At 34.0% G+C, this 19,655-nt stretch carries 10 protein-coding genes; 1 reads left to right on the top strand and 9 read right to left on the bottom strand.

Features of this window, described 5'->3' with window-relative positions; all coding sequences use genetic code 11:
• Positions 1-57 precede the first annotated feature (57 nt).
• From DK441_RS15180 to DK441_RS15140, 9 genes are all read right to left on the bottom strand, one after another.
• Entirely contained in the window at positions 58-783 is a 726-nt protein-coding gene (locus DK441_RS15180) for an energy transducer TonB (RefSeq protein WP_109851466.1), read from the bottom strand.
• A 134-nt stretch (positions 784-917) separates the two neighbouring features.
• Positions 918-1,340 (bottom strand): VanZ family protein, encoded by a 423-nt coding sequence (locus DK441_RS15175; protein ID WP_160112113.1) that lies wholly within the window; start codon positions 1,338-1,340, stop codon positions 918-920.
• Positions 1,312-1,695: a glycine cleavage system protein GcvH gene (gene gcvH, locus DK441_RS15170; RefSeq protein WP_074409676.1), complete on the bottom strand. Its 384-nt coding sequence runs from the start codon at positions 1,693-1,695 to the stop codon at positions 1,312-1,314. Before gcvH ends, DK441_RS15175 begins: the two co-directional genes overlap by 29 nt.
• Before the next feature lie 135 nt (positions 1,696-1,830).
• Positions 1,831-8,898 carry a cell surface protein SprA gene (sprA, locus tag DK441_RS15165; protein WP_235015772.1) on the bottom strand — a complete coding sequence of 2,356 codons (7,068 nt, stop codon included), beginning with the start codon at positions 8,896-8,898 and terminating at the stop codon, positions 1,831-1,833.
• A 55-nt stretch (positions 8,899-8,953) separates the two neighbouring features.
• Positions 8,954-9,535: a Holliday junction branch migration protein RuvA gene (gene ruvA, locus DK441_RS15160; RefSeq protein WP_024771611.1), complete on the bottom strand. Its 582-nt coding sequence runs from the start codon at positions 9,533-9,535 to the stop codon at positions 8,954-8,956.
• 516 nt (positions 9,536-10,051) lie between these two features.
• Positions 10,052-12,361 (bottom strand): NADP-dependent malic enzyme, encoded by a 2,310-nt coding sequence (locus DK441_RS15155; RefSeq protein ID WP_109851464.1) that lies wholly within the window; start codon positions 12,359-12,361, stop codon positions 10,052-10,054.
• Positions 12,362-12,565: 204 nt separating this feature from the next.
• Positions 12,566-14,449, bottom strand: coding sequence for a trehalase family glycosidase (locus tag DK441_RS15150; protein ID WP_109851463.1), 1,884 nt, complete (start codon positions 14,447-14,449; stop codon positions 12,566-12,568).
• Positions 14,439-15,659, bottom strand: a complete 1,221-nt coding sequence (locus DK441_RS15145; protein ID WP_109851462.1) for a sugar MFS transporter — start codon at positions 15,657-15,659, stop codon at positions 14,439-14,441. The genes DK441_RS15150 and DK441_RS15145 overlap by 11 nt, the downstream gene beginning before the upstream one ends.
• Before the next feature lie 71 nt (positions 15,660-15,730).
• Entirely contained in the window at positions 15,731-18,358 is a 2,628-nt protein-coding gene (locus tag DK441_RS15140) for a TonB-dependent receptor (RefSeq protein WP_109851461.1), read from the bottom strand.
• A 275-nt stretch (positions 18,359-18,633) separates the two neighbouring features.
• Between DK441_RS15140 and DK441_RS15135 the strand changes: the two genes are divergently transcribed.
• On the top strand, positions 18,634-19,653 hold the full coding sequence (locus tag DK441_RS15135; protein WP_109851460.1) for a LacI family DNA-binding transcriptional regulator: 1,020 nt from the start codon (positions 18,634-18,636) through the stop codon (positions 19,651-19,653).
• The last annotated feature ends 2 nt before the right edge of the window (positions 19,654-19,655 follow it).

Below are 19,655 nucleotides of genomic sequence, written 5' to 3'. Positions count from 1 at the left end.
AATCCCGTCTACGTAATGTAAACGGGATTCGAATATTTTATATAAAGGTATTCCTTTCTAGTCCTGTACCTGAAAAACTATTGGTAAAGAATACAGTACACCTACTGCTTTTCCTCTTTGTTTTCCTGGAGTCATTTTAGGCAATAACTTAACTACTCTTTGTGCTTCTTTTTGTAATCTTGGATGCGGAGCTCTTGCCTGAACACCAACAATATTACCACCTCTATCAATTTTAAATCTCACATAGATTCTATTAACACCTGAAAGACCTAATTCGCTTCCTATTTCTGTATTAAATTTACGGTTAACAAACTTCTTAACCTTTTCACTCATACATTTCTTTTTAGCTGCATTGTTTCCTGCATTCTCACAACCAGGGAAGATTGGCACATTCTCGATAACTGCAAATGGTACATCAGCAATTACTTCTTCTTCATCTGTATCTTCAATTTCTTCTACCTCAACAATCTCTTCTTCTTGATTTGTCTCTGTAGATTCGATAATAGTTTCCTCTACTTCTTCTTCATCCTCTACTACATCAATAATTTCTGGTGCAGGTGGTGGAGGTGGTGGAGGTGGAGGTGTATTAAGATTTTGTGTAATTGGCACATCTTCTTCTTCCAACTCATCAAGATTAACCTGACCTATATCTATATTGGTTCTATCATAGGTTTTCCACTCTATTCCTTGCCATGTTATAAAAAGAACTAAAATAAGTCCTAATTGAAGGAATAAGATGCTTTTCTTAGTTAAATCTGCTTTTGGATTTTTCTTTGGTTCCATATTATATAATCGTTATAGGATTGCTAAAATAGCTAATTTCTTTTGTAATTTCCAACTAAAGATTAAAATGTAAAACAAAAAATAAGTTTTTTAACTTTTATGTTATCTACTTTTTAGTATAAACAAGACTGTATCTACCTGACTTCCTGCTTATTTTGTTTAAATTTTAATATTCTATTTTTAAACACTACAAAAACAAGTACCGCAAAAATTGTACCACTCGTATTTGCAACTACATCATACCAATCAGAATTACGATATGTTGTTAAAAGTGCTTGTAATACTTCCATCAAGACACCATATAGGATGCATATAATCGAAGTAATAATCAAACTCTGTTTTAAATTTTTATTCATTTTTTCTGAAAAAAAGAAAAACAAAGTCCATGCTATAGTCAAAGTAAAGTATGCAATAAAATGTCCTATTTTATCACTCCCTTCTATTTTAAATGTAACCGGGTTTATAAATTTTGCCAGTGACGCCCAGGTTACCAAAGAGGTTAATACTACAACCAGAGTAAAAAGGGTATTATGCCCCAACAACCTCTTTATATTCATCTGCAGATAGTAATAAATCGTCAACTTGCGAAACATCAGATATTTTAACTTTTACCATCCAACCAGCTCCATAAGGATCACTATTTACCAATTCTGGCTCATTCTCCAAAGCTTCATTAAATTCGATAATTTCACCTGTTAAGGGTAAGAATAGATCTGATACCGTTTTTACTGCTTCTACAGTACCAAAAACCTCTTGTTCTTCTAATTCTTCACCAACTGTTTCTACTTCTACATAAACAATATCACCTAATTCACTTTGTGCAAAATCAGTAATACCTATAGTTGCAATATCACCTTCAACTTTGATCCATTCGTGATCTTTGGTATATTTTAAATCTCCAGGAGTATTCATTTCAAAAAAATTTATATGTTGTTAATATTATGATGACGAAAATAAATCTATTTTATTAAATTTTGAGAAAACCGGATAAAAAATTATGAAAAAACAACATTACACTGCCTTAAACAAAAGGTAATTACAAAAATCTTAATTCCCAAAATTATACCTTAACGTAAACCCTCCTCTAATTGTGGTCTGAGGAAATGCGGTAGAAATAGAATATTTAGAAAAGGTATGGTCATAAAACAATAACGCAGTTAAGTTTTTACTTAATGAATAATCTGTTGTAAACTTTATTCCATAAATATCTTGTCCTGCAGTTACCTGAGTATTATCAAGGTCAAGATATCTAATCAGCGTTTCATTTTGACGTAGTGATAAATCAGCTCTTAGGTTAAGATCACTTTTTATCACTTTTTTTCTTCCTGATATTTTAGTTGCAAACGTAAGATCTTTTAATCTATATCCTAGTCCAATGATATATTCATTTCCTTGAATTTCGGTAAGTAGATTATTATCAAAACTTAATGATAATGCTCTATCTTTTTTCCATTCTGCAAGGATTTTGATCGAGTTTTTCATTTCCATATCCAATCGAACAAGCGGACTAAACTGCTCTGTTAAATTAATATTAGAATACAACTCTGGGTTTCTGTAGTTATTTGCTTCATCAAATTCACTCTTACCAAATTCAAGGTTAGTTTGAAATTGATTAATCGTATAATTAGCTCGATACCCATGGGCTACAGAAAACCTTTTAAAACGTTTCTTAAACCATTTTAAATTCATTAAACCTGTATACTTTATATCCCAGTTAGGTAGTGGAATATCTCTAAAAGCTCCTTTTTTAACTTTTTCTGGGTTTCCTCCGGTATAAGCTGCCAAGAACGCCGGTAGTAAAACTGCTTGATTTGTTCTTCCGTAACCATTAGGGAAACCATCTTCATCAATACCAACACTCCTACTATCTTCTCTAGCCAAACGATTTGCTATAATCAATCTGTTTTCTCTAAATTTATCGAACGCTTCTGATGAAAATTCATCACTCTTTTTAAACGCGGTCTTGATCATTACTGTCGATATGGTAAAATTACCAAAAACACTAGGACTTAATGGTTTATACACCAAGTTCTCTGCATTATAATTCTCGGTAAATGTTTCAGAAGAATTTCTATTAGCACTAATATCAATTTTAAGCCCTTTTAGCAATCCTAGAGAGGCCTGTATATTAAGTTGTTTTCCTTCAACCTCTTGATATTGTTGATTAAATTGGTCGTATAAAGTAAGCCACCCATTACGTGCAGCGAGATATCGAATATCAGATTGACTACCAAAAGTAAATCCAACTGTAGGCTTAAGCGTCCCCACAAACCCTGGGGATCTGGTATATCCGGGAAGGAAAATACCACTATCTTGTTTGTAATTTACATTTACCTTTTTCACTGCGGTAACTAACCCAATGAGTGTATTATATGCTTTATCACCAACACTTAGCTTACTTCTACCTCTTTTAGTTTTATTTTTTTGCGGGCTCCCAGGCACTCGAGCTCCTTCTTTTGCTTCTTTCGAATCCTTATTTTTCTTTTTCGCGCTTTTTCTTCCGGGTTTTATTTTGGTTAACCCTGCATATTTATACAATGTATTCATGTCTAATGAACCGTTTAACGTATGTACATTAGCATTCTGAACCGTATTTCCCAGATCTGGAATATTCTCCAAAGTCTTTAAAGCCTCACTTCCTTTTACCCATTGAAAATCTGCATTATACGCATATGTTGCACGTATAAATTTTAACACTGGTATTTTCTTAAAAGGAACTTCATAATTAACCTGAAGCTGTTGACTATGGGTATTAGGATCTCCTATATCAAAAAAGCCACTCCATACATCTATGGTATTATCAACTTCGTTATTTTCATTAATAAAGTTTTTAACAATTCGATTATTAGCAGAAGTAAAATTAAAATTTAAAGACTTGGTCAAATTATAGTTGACCCCATATTGCCAATCAAAGAGGAAATTACGTTGATATAATGTTTGTCTAATAGCTCCTTCAGGCAGTGTAATATCTCTAAAAACCTGCTCATTATATTGCCTATTAATATTAGAGTTTACCGAGATGCTCGTAGGAAGCAGGTTAACATTAAAATCTTTGATAAGGTCAAAATATTTACTCTTGCCTAAAAACTTAACTTTCTTAAAAGGTTCTACTTCTTTTGGCTGAAAACTAAAATCATAAGTTCCTCCCAATCTTACATTTTGATCTAATGATTTTTCTATCTCAAAATCACGATGATCTGTTTGATTGTAAGTTCCTGAAAACGCAAAATTTTCTACATCATAAGGCATTGGCTTACCATCTCCTGTTCTCTCTTTACGTAGTCCAATAACATTAAAACTTTGTCTTTTGGTATAATTAGTATTAACATTGAGAATAGAATCTTTTTTCTGTTGTGATGGTGTATTATCTAAAATATCTTCGAGCTCCAAATCTTCATAAAATCTATCAAACTGAGGAGTAACTATTTCCTCTCCTCGACTATAATTAAATGGTATTTGCATTCCCCATTTTTTAGGCAATAATTGTCCCAAATTAACATTAGTAGTTACATCATATTGCTTAACATCCTCTCTACTTCGCTCATTAGGTCCTTGTTCAATCCCTCCGAATCCAATAGTACTAATTCTTCCAGACGCGCTAACATTTGCAAAATCCGCAACATTAGCATCCAGGCTACCTACAGCGGCCCAACCACCTCTGTTTTTAAGGTCGCTTAGACGCATTTCATTAAACCAAACTGTTCCAGACTGATCACTACCACTATCATTTTTGACCCCCACCATCATCACTCGCACATTTCCGAAATTAGGGTTACCCTTAATCCCCACTCTAAGGTTATTAGGACCTGTAAAGAAATTAAGATCATTCGCATTAAGAGTTTCACTCCCTAATACATTAGATTTTATTTGCTGAAGAAATTCTAAAGGAAGGCTTAATCGATTATTTTCTGGCCATGCTCCATTCTGACTACTATCATCTCGATCAGAAACAGTTAAGGGCAATTCTATCTGATAGAAATTATTAGTAAAATCATTACCCATTCTTATAAAAGCTTTTAGATCTCCATCCTGAATTGGAATTGCAGGTTCAGGAAGCGATTCTGCATGCAAAAACATTTCAAGATTTTCATACTGACGCATATCAACATTGAAATTCTTATACACCCCACGAGCATCACCAGATTGTAGATTATTTACCGTAAGTGCCAATGACCGCTCATCATCTCTTATAATATTATTATTGTTATTTAACTGTTCTCGCACAACTCCGGGTGGTGTCACATAATTCGCGGTCTCTTCAGAACTTACCGAGGTCACAATTACATCACTATTACCCGTTATATTAATACCACTTGTTGGATCATTTACAGTATTACCTTCTACAACATATCTTCTATAATCACCCCTTACCAAATCAAGACTACCAAATCGCAACAAAGTAGGTTCTGCAAAACCAGTAAGATACATTCTCATAAATCGAATAGATCTAAAATCACTAATATTTATAGCTCTATCTGGGTTATATATAGGAATCTTAAAGCGAACCCATTTTGTATTTATTTGGCCTCCCTGCACAGTAACAGGAATATCTCTAACATCAGATATATAACCGGTCCCATTATCATTACCTACTCCCATTCCTCTAAAAATCGGAATCTCATACTCGTAATAACTATTAATCGTATTCATGGTATTATCCCTGTTTACATCTTCTGCAGTAGGGAACGTAGTATTTCCTCGATCATCATTAGACACATTGGTCGGTGAGTTACCTTCTGTACCATTATACTTGTCATATCGTTCTAAGATGCTTCCACCTGCCTGAAGAAAATAGGTATAATTATCTCCCGAAGGGTCATCTAAAGATTGGAATGCGGCATATTCTGGTTTTTGTTTTTCATCCTGATCTCCCAAACCGTCAAATCCAGCATCCTGATCTACTCTATCCTGACCATCAGAATCAAAAGCATAGATCAAGGATTGGTTTACAGGAACACGACCATAATCAGTATCTATTGTACTACCAACACCTCCTTTAGGCAATCCATTTTCATATTGTTTTCTACCGTCTTTAAGTACATCTTCACTAATATTACCTAAATTAAATACAATGGTACCTCCAGGATTATCTACATCATCATATTCGAAAGGATCCATCAACCAAAACTCAATAAACTCTACATTAGCTTGCTCAAAATTAGTAGATGTTAATTGCCTGGTAATTCCTCCAAAATTATTTCTTGAATCGGGTTGTGGTAATGAACTCCCAGGGGCATATGCAGGATTAAAATTATATTGTCCTCTTTGCCCAGGTCTGTAATTAAGATCCAATGTAAATAATGCCAAGGTTTGCCCTTGCGCTATATCGGTTTGTGGGAAAATCTCATTAATAAATACTCTTCTGGTAGCGTTAGAAGCTAAATCCTGTTCAGATACTCCACTTGGTCTTCCATTACTATAAAAGATCGGATCAATAGAATACCAGGACAATTTTGCTCTTTGATATCCTGATTCTATACCATCAACAACAACATCACTATTAGGATTACTAGGATCACCAAAACCAATAGGTATACTAGAGAGCTCCCATGACAATGGTGAACTTACATCTATTCTGGTTTGTGCTCCTTCAAAATCATCTATATACGTGGTTACTTTACCATCAAAATTAGCTCCTCTTGGTGCCCCGGCAATCAGGTAAGCTCCTTCTGCTCTAACCGAAACACTAGAAGGTACATCTGTATCGATATTAGGGAGTTTATTCACCATCCTGGTTAAGAAAGGAACTTCTGTAGAATACGCTACATTAAACCCTAGTATTGTATTATTAATAGGCTCAAAATCATAATTAGATTTTTGAGTAATTGGTCTTTCATTCAGATTTAAATAGGTTCCTCCTATAATAAAGTCGTCACTAAATTTATGCTCTATATTTAATCCTGTAAAACGTTTTGTTTGCTGACCAAAAACAGCGTTATTCTCGGTAGAAACCTGGATAGGAGTATTAGAAGATAGTAATGCTTCATCCAAAATATTTACTCTTCCCAATTGATAATTCACTGTATAATCTACCCCTTCCTGCAAAGTTCTTCCTCCTGCAGTAACAGTTACAGAACCTTGAGGAACATTAAATGCTCCCAAAGGGATTCCATCCTGACCAGAAGATTTGTACCTTCCTTTTAGTTGAAAATAGTTTTTATCGGCAGATTTCTGTTCTGCTACAATCTTTGTTTGTGTATATAAATCGCGAAAAACATATTTTGCCTGATTAGGATTATACGAATTAGGATTGGTATAATCTGCCCCAACAGGTCCATTATCAAGTTTATCAAATAAGTGCTCTCCAAATGGTTCTGTCGTAGTAAAAATAATGCGACCATTTTGTGAATCAATAGTAACCCCTGGCACATAATCAAAAAAACCATCTCCTCCTTGTACTGGATCATTATTAGGATTAAGGCGATCCAGATTAAAAACTTTAAGTAATGTCGTCTGCTCTACATCATCTGGTAGTGCTACCGATGATCCTTCTGCTGCCGTAATATAATTAATTGGAGAAGGGTTTGAATATAAAATATTTAATCTAAAATCATTTTGCTCTAGTCTAAATGCTCCTGTACTATAAATATTCTTCATCATCAAATCCCATATTGGTAATGTCACATTAACAATCGGGCTTTTAAGCATCTTAACTACTAAACTTTGACTCGAACCTGCATCTACAGCCCCTCCTGTATTATCTCCTATAGTTGCATCTACTCCATCATTTGCAAATTCACCAACCTGAAAAACCTCTCCATTTCTGGTATACTGATATGCTACTGCCAAAACCTCATCATTATTCAATTTCTGATTTAAAGAGATATATCCTAATTGGGTATTTAGCGTATACTCACTTTGATTTAATTTTCTTGCATTTTCTAAAATTGCGTAATCAAATCCTTCATTAAAATTAGCTATTGCTCCAATAAATCCTTGTTGCACAGTAGGTACTTGCCGTACTGCATCGGTAACAGGTCCTGCAGGACCAATAGTTGTTGGATCCAGATCATTGTTACTATTATCAGGAAAAGCTCCTGCTCCTGTATTAAACAAAGAAGCGGGTATTGTAAAATTACCCGTATCTGGTGATTCTCCTATATCCTGAAGCGCTACAATATTACGTGCATTAGTCAAGGTTTGTGCACTTGTTGCTCTATTGGTCACCCATACTTCGATCCTGGTTATCTGTATATTATTATTAATAAAAGGATAACTTGCCAAAGAAGTATTATATGTATCTCTAAAATAATGTGATAAAAAGAAATGTCGATTTTCGTCATAATCTAAAGCAAAAAGCTCAAAATCTTCTACGGTCCCTCCTCCCTCTACATTTACAGACCTTGTTTCAGAGCGCTGTTCAGAATACACCCCGGTAATAGTGGTTCGTCCAAATTGAAGTCCCATTTTAACTCCAAAAAGACTTTGCGCTCCCTGGATCAATGTACTGTTCAATGGCATACTTACATTACCTACCTCAATACTTTGGATAATATCATCTTCTGTAGGCGTATATTCTAATTTTAATTGATTCTGAAAATCGAAAGTAGATTCTGTGTCATAATTAGCTGTTACCTGCAGCCTAGTTCCTATTTTACCCAACAAACTTAAACTGATTCTTTGATCAAAGTCGAATGTAAAATTACTTCGGTTACGAGGTGAAAAAGCGGGATTATCTTGTTTTGTATAGAGTAGTCCTAAATCTATTTCTACAGATCCCTGAGGAATAATTTCAATTTCATTTCCTCCAAAAACAGATTCGAAGAAATTAGAATTAACATAAAAAATAGGAAGTAAATTCTTTCTTTTCTCTTCACTACCGTCTTTTTTACCACTAAAAGCTTCAATTTTTTCTTTAAAATAAGCTCTTCGTTGTTCTTGTTCTACTAATGCTTCGTATTCTGATGGTGTTAAGAAAATAGGATATCTCACATTAAAATCCCCAAGTTTCTCCCGATAGATATATCGATTCGTAATCGGATCATATTCATACTTGGTTACAATACTATTTGGATCTGGTAAAGACAATGCTCCCAAAGAAAATGTAGTACTTGTAGAATCCCGAACAGTTTGATTGTCCTGACCCTGTAACACCCCACTATAAAGTGCTATCAAACATACTAATATCCTAAAAAAATCAACGCGTAAGTAATTCGAAAAACTCAATGTTTTATAAATTTTTTAGTGCCTGTTTAATAATATTTTCAACTGTTTCTTTGGGGCTTTGTTTTAGAACTTTATCAATAGCTTTTTCTGCAATTTTTCGATTAAATCCTAGGGTTTCTAAAGCAGATAACGCTTCATCTTTATTAGTATTGCTTTGTGACACTGAAACTTCGTCGATATTATATACTTTGAGTATTTTATCTTTTAGATCTATAATAACACGTTGGGCAGTTTTGGCTCCGATTCCTTTAATAGATTGAATTGTAGCTACGTCATTAGAAGCTATTGCTTCTTTAATTTGATCGGGGTGTAATGAGGATAACATGGTTCTGGCTGTACTTGCTCCTATTCCCGAAACCGAGATTAAAAGCCTGAAAATTTCTCTTTCTGATTTTTCTGCAAAACCAAATAAGGTATGAGAATCTTCTTTTACCTGCAGATGTGTATATAATTGTAGCACTTCTCCCTCGGGAATCAAAGAAAAAGTATGTAATGAGATATGTAATAAATATCCTACTCCGCCACAATCTATTACTACATCAGTAGGATTTTTTTCTACAAGCCTCCCCTTGATATGTGTGATCATTTGTTAAGTTAATGTACTCTTTTTGAGTTTCTATACTGCAAAATAAATCCTGATCTTTATCAGGGGTTAGTTTTTCCTCTAATCTTATCTTTTTTTAGTGACATCGTTGGTGTTACTAAAAAAACATTTCACCAGAGTATAAAATCATAATTATTTTTGCTTGAATATTAAAATTCAAGAAGAGTTGAGTGTTAAGCAACCAAATGTAATAAAATTCTACTACATACAGGGGATAAAAAAACACCCTTTAAAAACGGCGTTCTTTTTTTATTACGCTTGCCCCTTCCTCATATCCAATACAGAAAACATTTCTGCTTTATCATATTTAAGCGATCGTATTAAATATTGTTCTTATACAAATACATCAATATACGCTAACAAAGCATAAATGATATATTATAAAACTTGTAGTTTCTACTTATTTATCAAAATACAAAAAGCTATACTACCAAAGTATAGCTTTTAATCTTATATAATTTATTTTTATTTAACTCTCAAGAGTTACCAATCAATCGATTAAACAACATCAGGCATTAATGACAATTGCAAATCTCTTTTTTCCTTCTGCTGAGCATCAATAACAGCAACTGCTGCCATATTGATCATTTCTTCTACACTCGCTCCCAATTGAAGGATATGAGCTGGTTTATTCATCCCCATCATAATAGGCCCTATTGATTCTGCATTATTAATTTCACTTAATAATTTATAATTACTATTGGCCGAATCTAAATTAGGAAATACCAATGTGTTCACTTTTTGCCCATTAAGCTTAGAAAATGGAAATTTATCCTTTCTCATTTTTCTGTTTAATGCAAAATTCATTTGTAATCCACCATCTACAACCAGGTTAGGGTAATACCTATGCAAATATGCTACTGCATCCTGTACTTTTGAAGCAGTAGGATGTTTTGATGATCCAAAATTAGAATATGAAACCATCGCAATCACAGGTTTTACCCCAAACATCTCTACTGTTCTTGCCGTCATTTGCGCTATTTTTGCCAATTCTTTTGAAGAAGGCTCGATATTTATGGAGGTATCACTTATAAACAATGGCCCCTTATCGGTCATCATTACATTCATCGTTGCAATACGAGTTGCCCCCTTGGCAAGCCCTATTAAATCCATCATAGGTTTAACCACAGTTGGATAACTTCTAGAATACCCCGAAAGCAATGCATCTGCATCTCCTTCATTTACCATCATGGCAGCAAAATAGTTGCGTTCGCGCATTAATTTTTCTGCGTCATAGAGGGTAATTCCTTTACGTTTATTGGTTTCCCAATATTGTTTGGCATATCTATTTTTACGCTCACATTCTTCATCTGCTTTAGGATCTATGATATCAATACCTGTCGGATCAAAATCAATCTCTTTCATTAATTCGAGTATGATATCTTTACGCCCTAATAAAACCGGAAAAGCAATACGTTCTTCTTTAACCGTCTGAGCCGCTTTTAATACATCCAGATGGTCTGCTTCTGCAAAAACAACACGTTTAGGATTTGTTTTTGCTCTATCTAGTAACAATCGAACTATTTTATTATCATTACCCATTCGTTCAAGCAATTCATCTTCATACTTTTCCCAATCGGTAATGGGTGCGGTTGCCACACCACTCTTAATAGCTGCTTTAGCTACTGCAGGAGGCACTTTGGCAATAAGCCTTGGATCAAAAGGTTTTGGTATGATATAGTCTTTACCAAAATTAAGACGTGTTTCACCATAGGCTATATTTACTTGTTCTGGAACAGGTTCTTTAGCTAGTTCGGCTAACGCTTTTACAGCTGCCATTTTCATTTCTTCATTAATCGCAGTAGCCCTTACATCCAGAGCACCTCTAAAAATAAAAGGGAACCCCAGTACATTATTTACCTGGTTAGGATGATCACTTCTTCCTGTAGCCATGATTACATCTTTACGGGCTTTAATCGCCAGGTCATATTTTATTTCGGGATCAGGATTTGCCATTGCAAAAACAACAGGGTTATCTGCCATAGTTACCAACATATCCGGAGTTACCAGATTAGCCATCGACAAACCTATAAATACATCTGCATCTCGCATTGCATCTTCTAAGTCATTTAGATCACGATCTGTGGCAAATTCTGCTTTTTCGGGAGTAAGGTTTTCCCGATCTTTACGAATTACACCTTTACTATCGGTCATGACGATATTTTCGGATTTGGCACCAAAAGCTTTATACAATCTCGTACAAGATACTGCTGCTGCACCGGCACCACTAACCACAATTCTTACCTCTTCAATATTTTTATTTGCAATTTCTAATGCATTTAATAACGCTGCGGCGGAAATTATAGCTGTACCATGTTGATCATCATGCATCACCGGAATATCCAGTTCTTCTTTTAATCGTCTTTCGATCTCGAAGGCTTCAGGAGCTTTAATATCTTCAAGGTTTATTCCTCCAAATGTTGGAGCTATATTTTTAACTGTTTCAATAAAAGCATCTACATCTTTGGTATCTACTTCGATATCAAACACATCGATATCGGCAAATATCTTAAATAATAACCCTTTTCCTTCCATTACAGGTTTTGATGCTTCGGGGCCAATATCTCCTAATCCTAATACCGCCGTACCATTGGATATTACAGCAACCAGATTTCCTTTTGCCGTATATTTATAAACGTCTGCCTTTTCCTTTTCGATTTCCAAACAAGGCTCTGCAACACCAGGAGAATATGCTAAAGATAAATCTCTTTGAGTTGCATACTTTTTAGTAGGAACGACTTTAATTTTACCCGGGGTAGGTTTGGCATGATATACTAACGCCTCTCTTCTTTTACTTTCGATACTCATACTAAATAAGATAAATGTGCTAATAAAAATAAAGATCAAAATACCATAACACCAGATTTAATGGTTATGATATTTTGATACTAATACATATACAAAGGTACAAGTCTGTATGAGATGCAAAAATTAATACTAAGGAATCTTTGCGAAAAATAAGAATTGAAAAAAAATATCCTCCATTTAACAATCTTATTAAAGATTTATCAATTAATTATTGGTTTTACCGAATATTTCATCAGGATCTACAAGTTGATTCAACTTATACGTATATGCTACAGGCAGAAGACTTAATCCTAATTGATAAGAAGCGTTCATCCATCCAAAGCCACCATCGGGAACGTATTTAAAATCGGATCCGACATTACCATATTCTACATCTACTTTAAATGTCCCGTAAACTACATCGAATTTTTCTGGAATTACACCATTATAATCTGCTGCATTCTTGGTAATCATCCACAACCATCTATAGACAAGTTCTTCTGCCAAATCCTGATACCCATAATTAAGCAATCCTTCCCAAACAATCATTTGATGTGGAGCCCATCCAAACGGATAGTCCCATTGTCGTTTTGGAGCATCTTTTGGAACATCCCGAAGAGAAAATTTAGAGCTTCCAGCAATCCCAAATTTACATTTTAACCGAGGCATCAAATATTCGACAACACTTTTTGCCTGATCTGCTGTACATAATTTTGCCCATAATGGATAAAATCCGGTTGCCGACTCAAAATGAGTTCTCTTTTTCTCTAATAGATTATAATCAAAATAACTCCCTGTTTTTTCATCCCACAAATATTGATTTATCAGCACTACCCGTTGAGATGCAATATCATTCCAATACTCAGAGTCTAATTTCCTCTCTTTATATATAAATTCATCATCAAAAAAAGTTTTTATGATATATGCCAAATCTTTTTCATATTTATATAATAGTGTATTAAGATCTACAGTAGTTAGATTAGCACATATCCCTTCTAATCTGTAGGTAGTATCATGCCCACTTTCTCTTACGCTTCGATCATGCAAAAAATATTGATCCAATTCTGCTCTATCAACCTCTCTGTACAGGTATAGCTTTCTAAACTCTTCGATAGATTGCGAATCATCGTTCTTATATTTTTCTAATATATAATCATAATGTCCTTCTTCAACTTCTGCTGTTATACCTATTCCTTCTGCATAAAACCTATTTAATCCATTTGATGCCAATCTTTTTCCAGATTGCATCCAAACAGTTTCATATTCATAAATAGCTGTTTTTGTACATTCTTTTAGCCACGAAATAGGTGTTTGATCTTTATATTTTTCATAATACTCTACAACCATAGATATATAGAACGGAGGTTGAGTTCTTGTTAAATAATAACTTCTATTGGCATTTAGAATTTTACCATAATTCTTGATTTGATATGTAAAATTATCAATCATCCCTTTGGCAAGTTCTTTTTTGCCATCTAGTAAAAGTCCTATATTTATAAAATAGCTATCCCATCCATACATTTCATTAAATCTTCCTCCCGGCACCAAAAACGGGACAGCTTTTTTCTTATGATTATCAGTGGTTAATGCTAGTCCTAAAATCCCAGGCTTATCATTAATGGATTGTACAAATTCTGGTGTTATTTTTTGGGGTAGTGTCTCTAATATAACATGATCTATTCCTTTTGTTACTTCCTGATAAAAAGAATAGGCTTCTTTATCATGAAAAGGAACGTATAATCGTTTTTCTTTTATATCCCTTTTATCATCGGATAGGATTTTTTCAATACCATTTCGATCTAATTTTCTAGTTAATCGATCCCAATAGTACTCTTTTATCATTTTAGAAATTCTTAAGCCTGGTGGTTGTTTAATCTCTGTTAAGGAAATTTCTATAATCCCTTTTTTGTCTTCTTTTGCCAATTTTAATTCCTGAAGCAAATTAGACAGGTGATAGGTTCCTTTAATGGTATGAATTTCGTTATTAATGGTATGTATTTTAAATTCTTTTGGACCCTGATCATCAATAGTAATCCTCTTGTCTTTATCGGTATCTTCTTGTTGAAGTAAACTGTGTAAGACATCCTTTTTATATATGTTAATCAACATTATTTCTTGTTAATTTGTGTAATACCAGTAATGTCAATAACAATAAGGTCATTGGCATTATCGTATAGTAAAATGCTTGTTGAGCACCAACATTTTTAAATAACCAGCCTACTATTGTAGATCCTGTAGTTCCTCCTAAAGCAGAAAAAACCACAATAAGACCAGTCATAGGGCTATGTAATTTTTTGGGTAAAGCACTTAGTACCGCAGAATTTATTAGAGGATATATTGGGGCAAGACATAATCCGATAAGTGGAAACGCATATCCTATCCATGGTATATCTGTAATTTTTTGAATCTCTTGTACCTCAACATTAAGAGTTTTTGGCAAAATAAAAACCACCATAAGTATTGCTAATCCAATACATACTGTAAGAATATAAACCCAAGGTATTCGCTTTGATAGAATTCCTGCACCTATTCTCCCTATAGCCAATGATATTGCAAAAACGCTAGACATCATAATGCTTACATTAGGAGGAAGCTGTAACACTCTTTTATAAAATGTTGGTAACCAAGTCATCACTCCCTGTTCTACCATTACGAATAAAAAGGCACTACCAACAAATACAATTACCAACATTTTGGTGCACAAAAGCATCATCTGCTTAACATCATCTAATAGATTTACGCCCGGAATTTCGTTTCCTTCTTCAAATCTGGTGAAGAATAATAATAGAAAAGACACAAAAATGAATACCGCCAAAAGCAAATATACACGTAACCATGCATCTGGATCATTATCATAATTAAATGCAGGAAACAGAAAATAGGCCGTAGCGATTCCTATCATAAAAACCCCTTCTACAATACTCATTAAACTATTGTGATCTCGTTTGGTTTCTGTAATGATACCAATAAGGGTATATACCGAAACTTTTACCAAAGCAAAGGATACTCCTATTGCAGCAAAAAGAAGTTTTGCCGACCAGAAAGAATTACCATAATACATCCCTAAACATCCAATAAAAGAAATTAGTAATCCCGATAATATTGCTTTCTTATACCCTATTCTTGGTAAAAAAGAAGCAATTAAGAACGAAACCAATGCTATCGGTAAATCTTTAAACCATTCTAAAGTACTTGCCTCGATTTCATCAACATGGTAATTCTCTAAAGATTTTAAGATTACTATTCCTACACTATTAAGGAGGATAGCAAAAATAAAATAGTTGATAAACAAGGATATTTTTATGGATACATTCTTCATTAAAAATGGTGGTGACTGGTTATTAATTTAAAACTGCCCGAGCAATACGAGCAGTTTATGGCTCCAAACAATTAAAAATCTATTGCTACAGATAGTCTATAGGCTCGACCCAAAATTGGTCTTGCCAGAAAGACATCATCATTAGCATTAGTTGTTCCTCTTGGGTTACCTTCTGTTAATCCTATTTCATTAAACAGATTAGAAGCATCAAACCCAAATCGTAATTTTTTTACCTTGTAATATGCTCCAGCATTAAAAACATTAAAAGCTGGGAGTTCTGTGGTATTAGCTTCGTCCTGATATTTTTTTCCAAAATGGGACCATTGCGTATATAATCCCAAATCTTTAATGATTTCTACCTGTGGCCTTAGTGTAAAATATACATTAGGGATTCTTCTGGCACTATTTCCTTCATAATTAAAAGTTGTACCATCTGCATTAGCTCCAGAAAAATTATCATACTCTGGTTTTTGAACCGTTATATTAGCCTCTACTGCAAAAGCTTTATATTTAGCATTAGCTTCTAACTCAACCCCTATGTTGTTTACATCGGCAAATTTATTTTCTGAAGTCCCATCTGCCAAAATATCTGTAAAGGCAATATTATCCATATTCATATAGAAAAAATTTGCATAAACACCTATGTTTGAAGAAGAATATTTAAACCCTAATTCTGACTGATCAACCTCGGTAACCTTAATATTACTTAGATCAGAAGCATTATCGTAGTAAGACTCTTCTATGGGTGATCTAAATCCATGGCTATGCCTTGCATAGATCGCCATATTATCACTAAACTTATAATTTAATGCAGTAGTATATGATAATTCGTCTACATCATAATTCCAATATGTATATGGATTACCATCTACAACGGTAAGGGCATCATCGGCAGTATTATCAGGTAGTAAACCTAAATCTGTTGAAAAAAAGCGTGCATTATCACGATATCCAGCATATTTATCATCGTCATAACGAAGCCCAAAATTAGCAGTTAGATTATCTGTGAAATTAACTTCTGCATCTATATAAAGAGCATTTAATCTTCCTTTGGTTTGTGCATCTCTTTCTAACCAGGTAATTCTTTCTATTCCGTTATAAGTTCTAGAAACTCCTGTACTGGTGTCTACCAGGTTTACCAATCTGGGATTATCAGATACATCAACTAGATAATTACTCCAGTTCCAATATTGGTTTGATTTCCAATTAGAATAATAATATCCCAGGGTGACATTTATTTTTTCGAAATTAAATGAAAATGCCAGATTGTTTGCAAAGTTAGACATGTCTTTATCGATTGCCCAGTGATCTGCACGCATTACCAATGTATTTGGGTTCAAAGCTGCACCAGTATCTACATATGTATACTCGGCATTTGCTGCATCGGTTAGTGGAAACTGTGTTGTTCCTGTAGCAAAATCGGCTTGTGTATTTGGTCCTCCGGTACTAAAAATTGCATTATAATTTAGATCAATGCTTGTATTTCTGAACGTGTTCTTTACAGATACCACATCAGAGATATGATATTTAAGCTCTCCTCCTATAGCGTCTACATTGGGATTCACACCATCTTCTAGATCTCTTTCAAAAAAACCTCCTCCTATTTGAGGCACTCGAAGTCTACTAAAATTTCTTGATGCTAATGTTCCGTAATTGGCATCGAATCCTTCGAATTCTTGTGGATTTCCATCGCTATCTCCCCGCAATGGTATTGGTAGTAAAAACAGGTTTCTGTCATCCAGTTTTTTATAGTTAATCCTGGCATAACCTCCATCAAATTTATAGGTAAGGTTAAATTTCATCTGCCCTCCTTTGTTCGCTTCAAATCCCGGATCTCGAATTCCCTGATCTACTCTATAAAAGCCTCCTATATTAAAAAGTAATTTATCCTCGACAATTGCTCCTCCAATGTTGAGATCTGTTCTAAAAAGCCCGTAATCTCCTACGGTCATTTTGGCTCTTCCAATTAATTCATTTTGACCTGTTTTAGAGATAAAATTGATAATTCCTCCAGGTGAATTCGTTGCAAAAACAGAAGCAGATCCTCCTCGAATAGCTTCCATTCTTTTAACAGTTTCATCTAATCTATACCAGTTATCTGCATTTGCAAATTGTAAGGCCCCATCTTCAAAAACGGGAAGTCCATCTTCCTGAATTTGAACAAATTCATATGCTCCAGCGGATGGAATCCCTCTGGCAAAAAGATTATTTCCTACCTCTCCTCCCGAAGTTTCAACTACAAATCCAGGGATTGATTGTAGTAGATCTGCAGTACTTTGTGGAGCTTTTTGTTCTAGTTCTTTGACTCCCATTGTGGTTATTGCTACACTGGATTCTAATTTTGTTCGTGGGTTAGAAGATCCGGTTACTACAATCTCATCTAATGAAAGTAAGTCTTCTTCTAAGACAATATCTTTAACAATGTTATCTGTCATAACAATCTCCTCTCTTACGGTCTTAAATCCAACCGAAGAAATTATTAGAACATAAGTAGCATTGGTTTCTAGATTACTAATTATATATTCTCCATCAAAATCTGATGTTGCTCCTCTGTTGGTTCCTTCGAGTAGTATATTAACCCCAATTACCGGAACACCTTTATTATCTTTAATCGTTCCTGATACATTTTTTCCTCCCTGAGCAATGGAATCCCCTATTCCGAAAACTAAGAAGAGAATAACACATAGTCTTGTTCTCATAATTTTTTAAGTATTTAGTTCTCTGCAATTTCATAAAACCATAATGATAATTTATTCTTTCTTTAAGATTCAAGGGGTTCGAAATCGTTTTCGATAGTGTCGAAAACGATTTCGAAAGAACTATTCCTTTAGGGTAAAAAGCCCATCTAAAAGTACTTTTCTCATTCCTTTTGTTCCTTTTTCACTAACAAAAGAGGTTCTCAAATTTTTATATTTTATTGATCTAATTGTATTTTAGCTTAAATTGTATATTTAATAAATATAACATTTAGTCTATGAAAGTTACTACTCTAAAAGATATTGCTAATGAATTAGGAATTTCTGTAGCAACTGTATCCAAGGCTTTAAAAGACTATCCCGATGTAAATAAAGGCACCAAGGAAAAGGTTCTTCAGACCGCAAGAAAACTGAATTACTCGCCTAATCAATTAGCTGTAAATCTAAGAACTAAACAAACAAAAACGATTGGTGTTATTATCCCAACTACGGTACATCATTTTTTTTCTAAAGTAATAGATGGCATCATTGAGGAAGCAGAAAAAAAAGGGTATCTGGTTATCATTTTACAGTCGAGTGAAAAGCTATTTCTTGAAAAACTGCAAGTAAATTTATTACTTGATAAACGTGTAGACGGTATATTAATGTCTTTATCTAATAAAACTAACGAATTTGTTCACCTGAAAAAAGTACTGAGTCGAAATATCCCTTTGGTTCTTTTTGATAAAATAGAACCTTCTATATCTTGTTCTAAAGTACGTATCGATGATAAAAAAGCAGCATACGAGGCTGTTTCATATCTTATTTCCAAAGGACACAAAAAGATATCACATTTCAGAGGTGATCTTAATCCAAAAATTTCTAACGATCGTTTTGAGGGATATAAAGAAGCATTAGAAGATCATGGAATCACATATGATCCTTCGTTGGTATATCTGTGTAATAACAATACAGATTTTGAAGATGGATATAACAACGCGAAAAAGCTAATACAGGAAAATCCCGAGGTTGATTCTATTTTTACAATAACCGATCTTGTGGCAATTGGTGCAATAAAATATTTTAATGAAAACAACATCAAAATCCCCGATGATGTAGCTGTTTTTGGGTTTAGCAACTGGTTTATGTCTTCTGTTGTCTCTCCTACATTAACAACTGTACATCAACCTGCACATCAAATGGGAGTTGTTGCCACAGAAATTTTACTAGATGAAATAGAATTAAATAAAGAAAATAAACCTTGTCTTCATAAAGAAATCATTCTCCCTACCGAACTTATTTTTAGAGAATCATGTTAATC

Source organism: Aquimarina sp. AU58 (genome assembly GCF_900312745.1).
In the GTDB taxonomy this organism is placed as follows: Bacteria; Bacteroidota; Bacteroidia; order Flavobacteriales; family Flavobacteriaceae; genus Aquimarina; species Aquimarina spinulae.
This window is presented reverse-complemented; position numbering and strand designations above follow the sequence as displayed.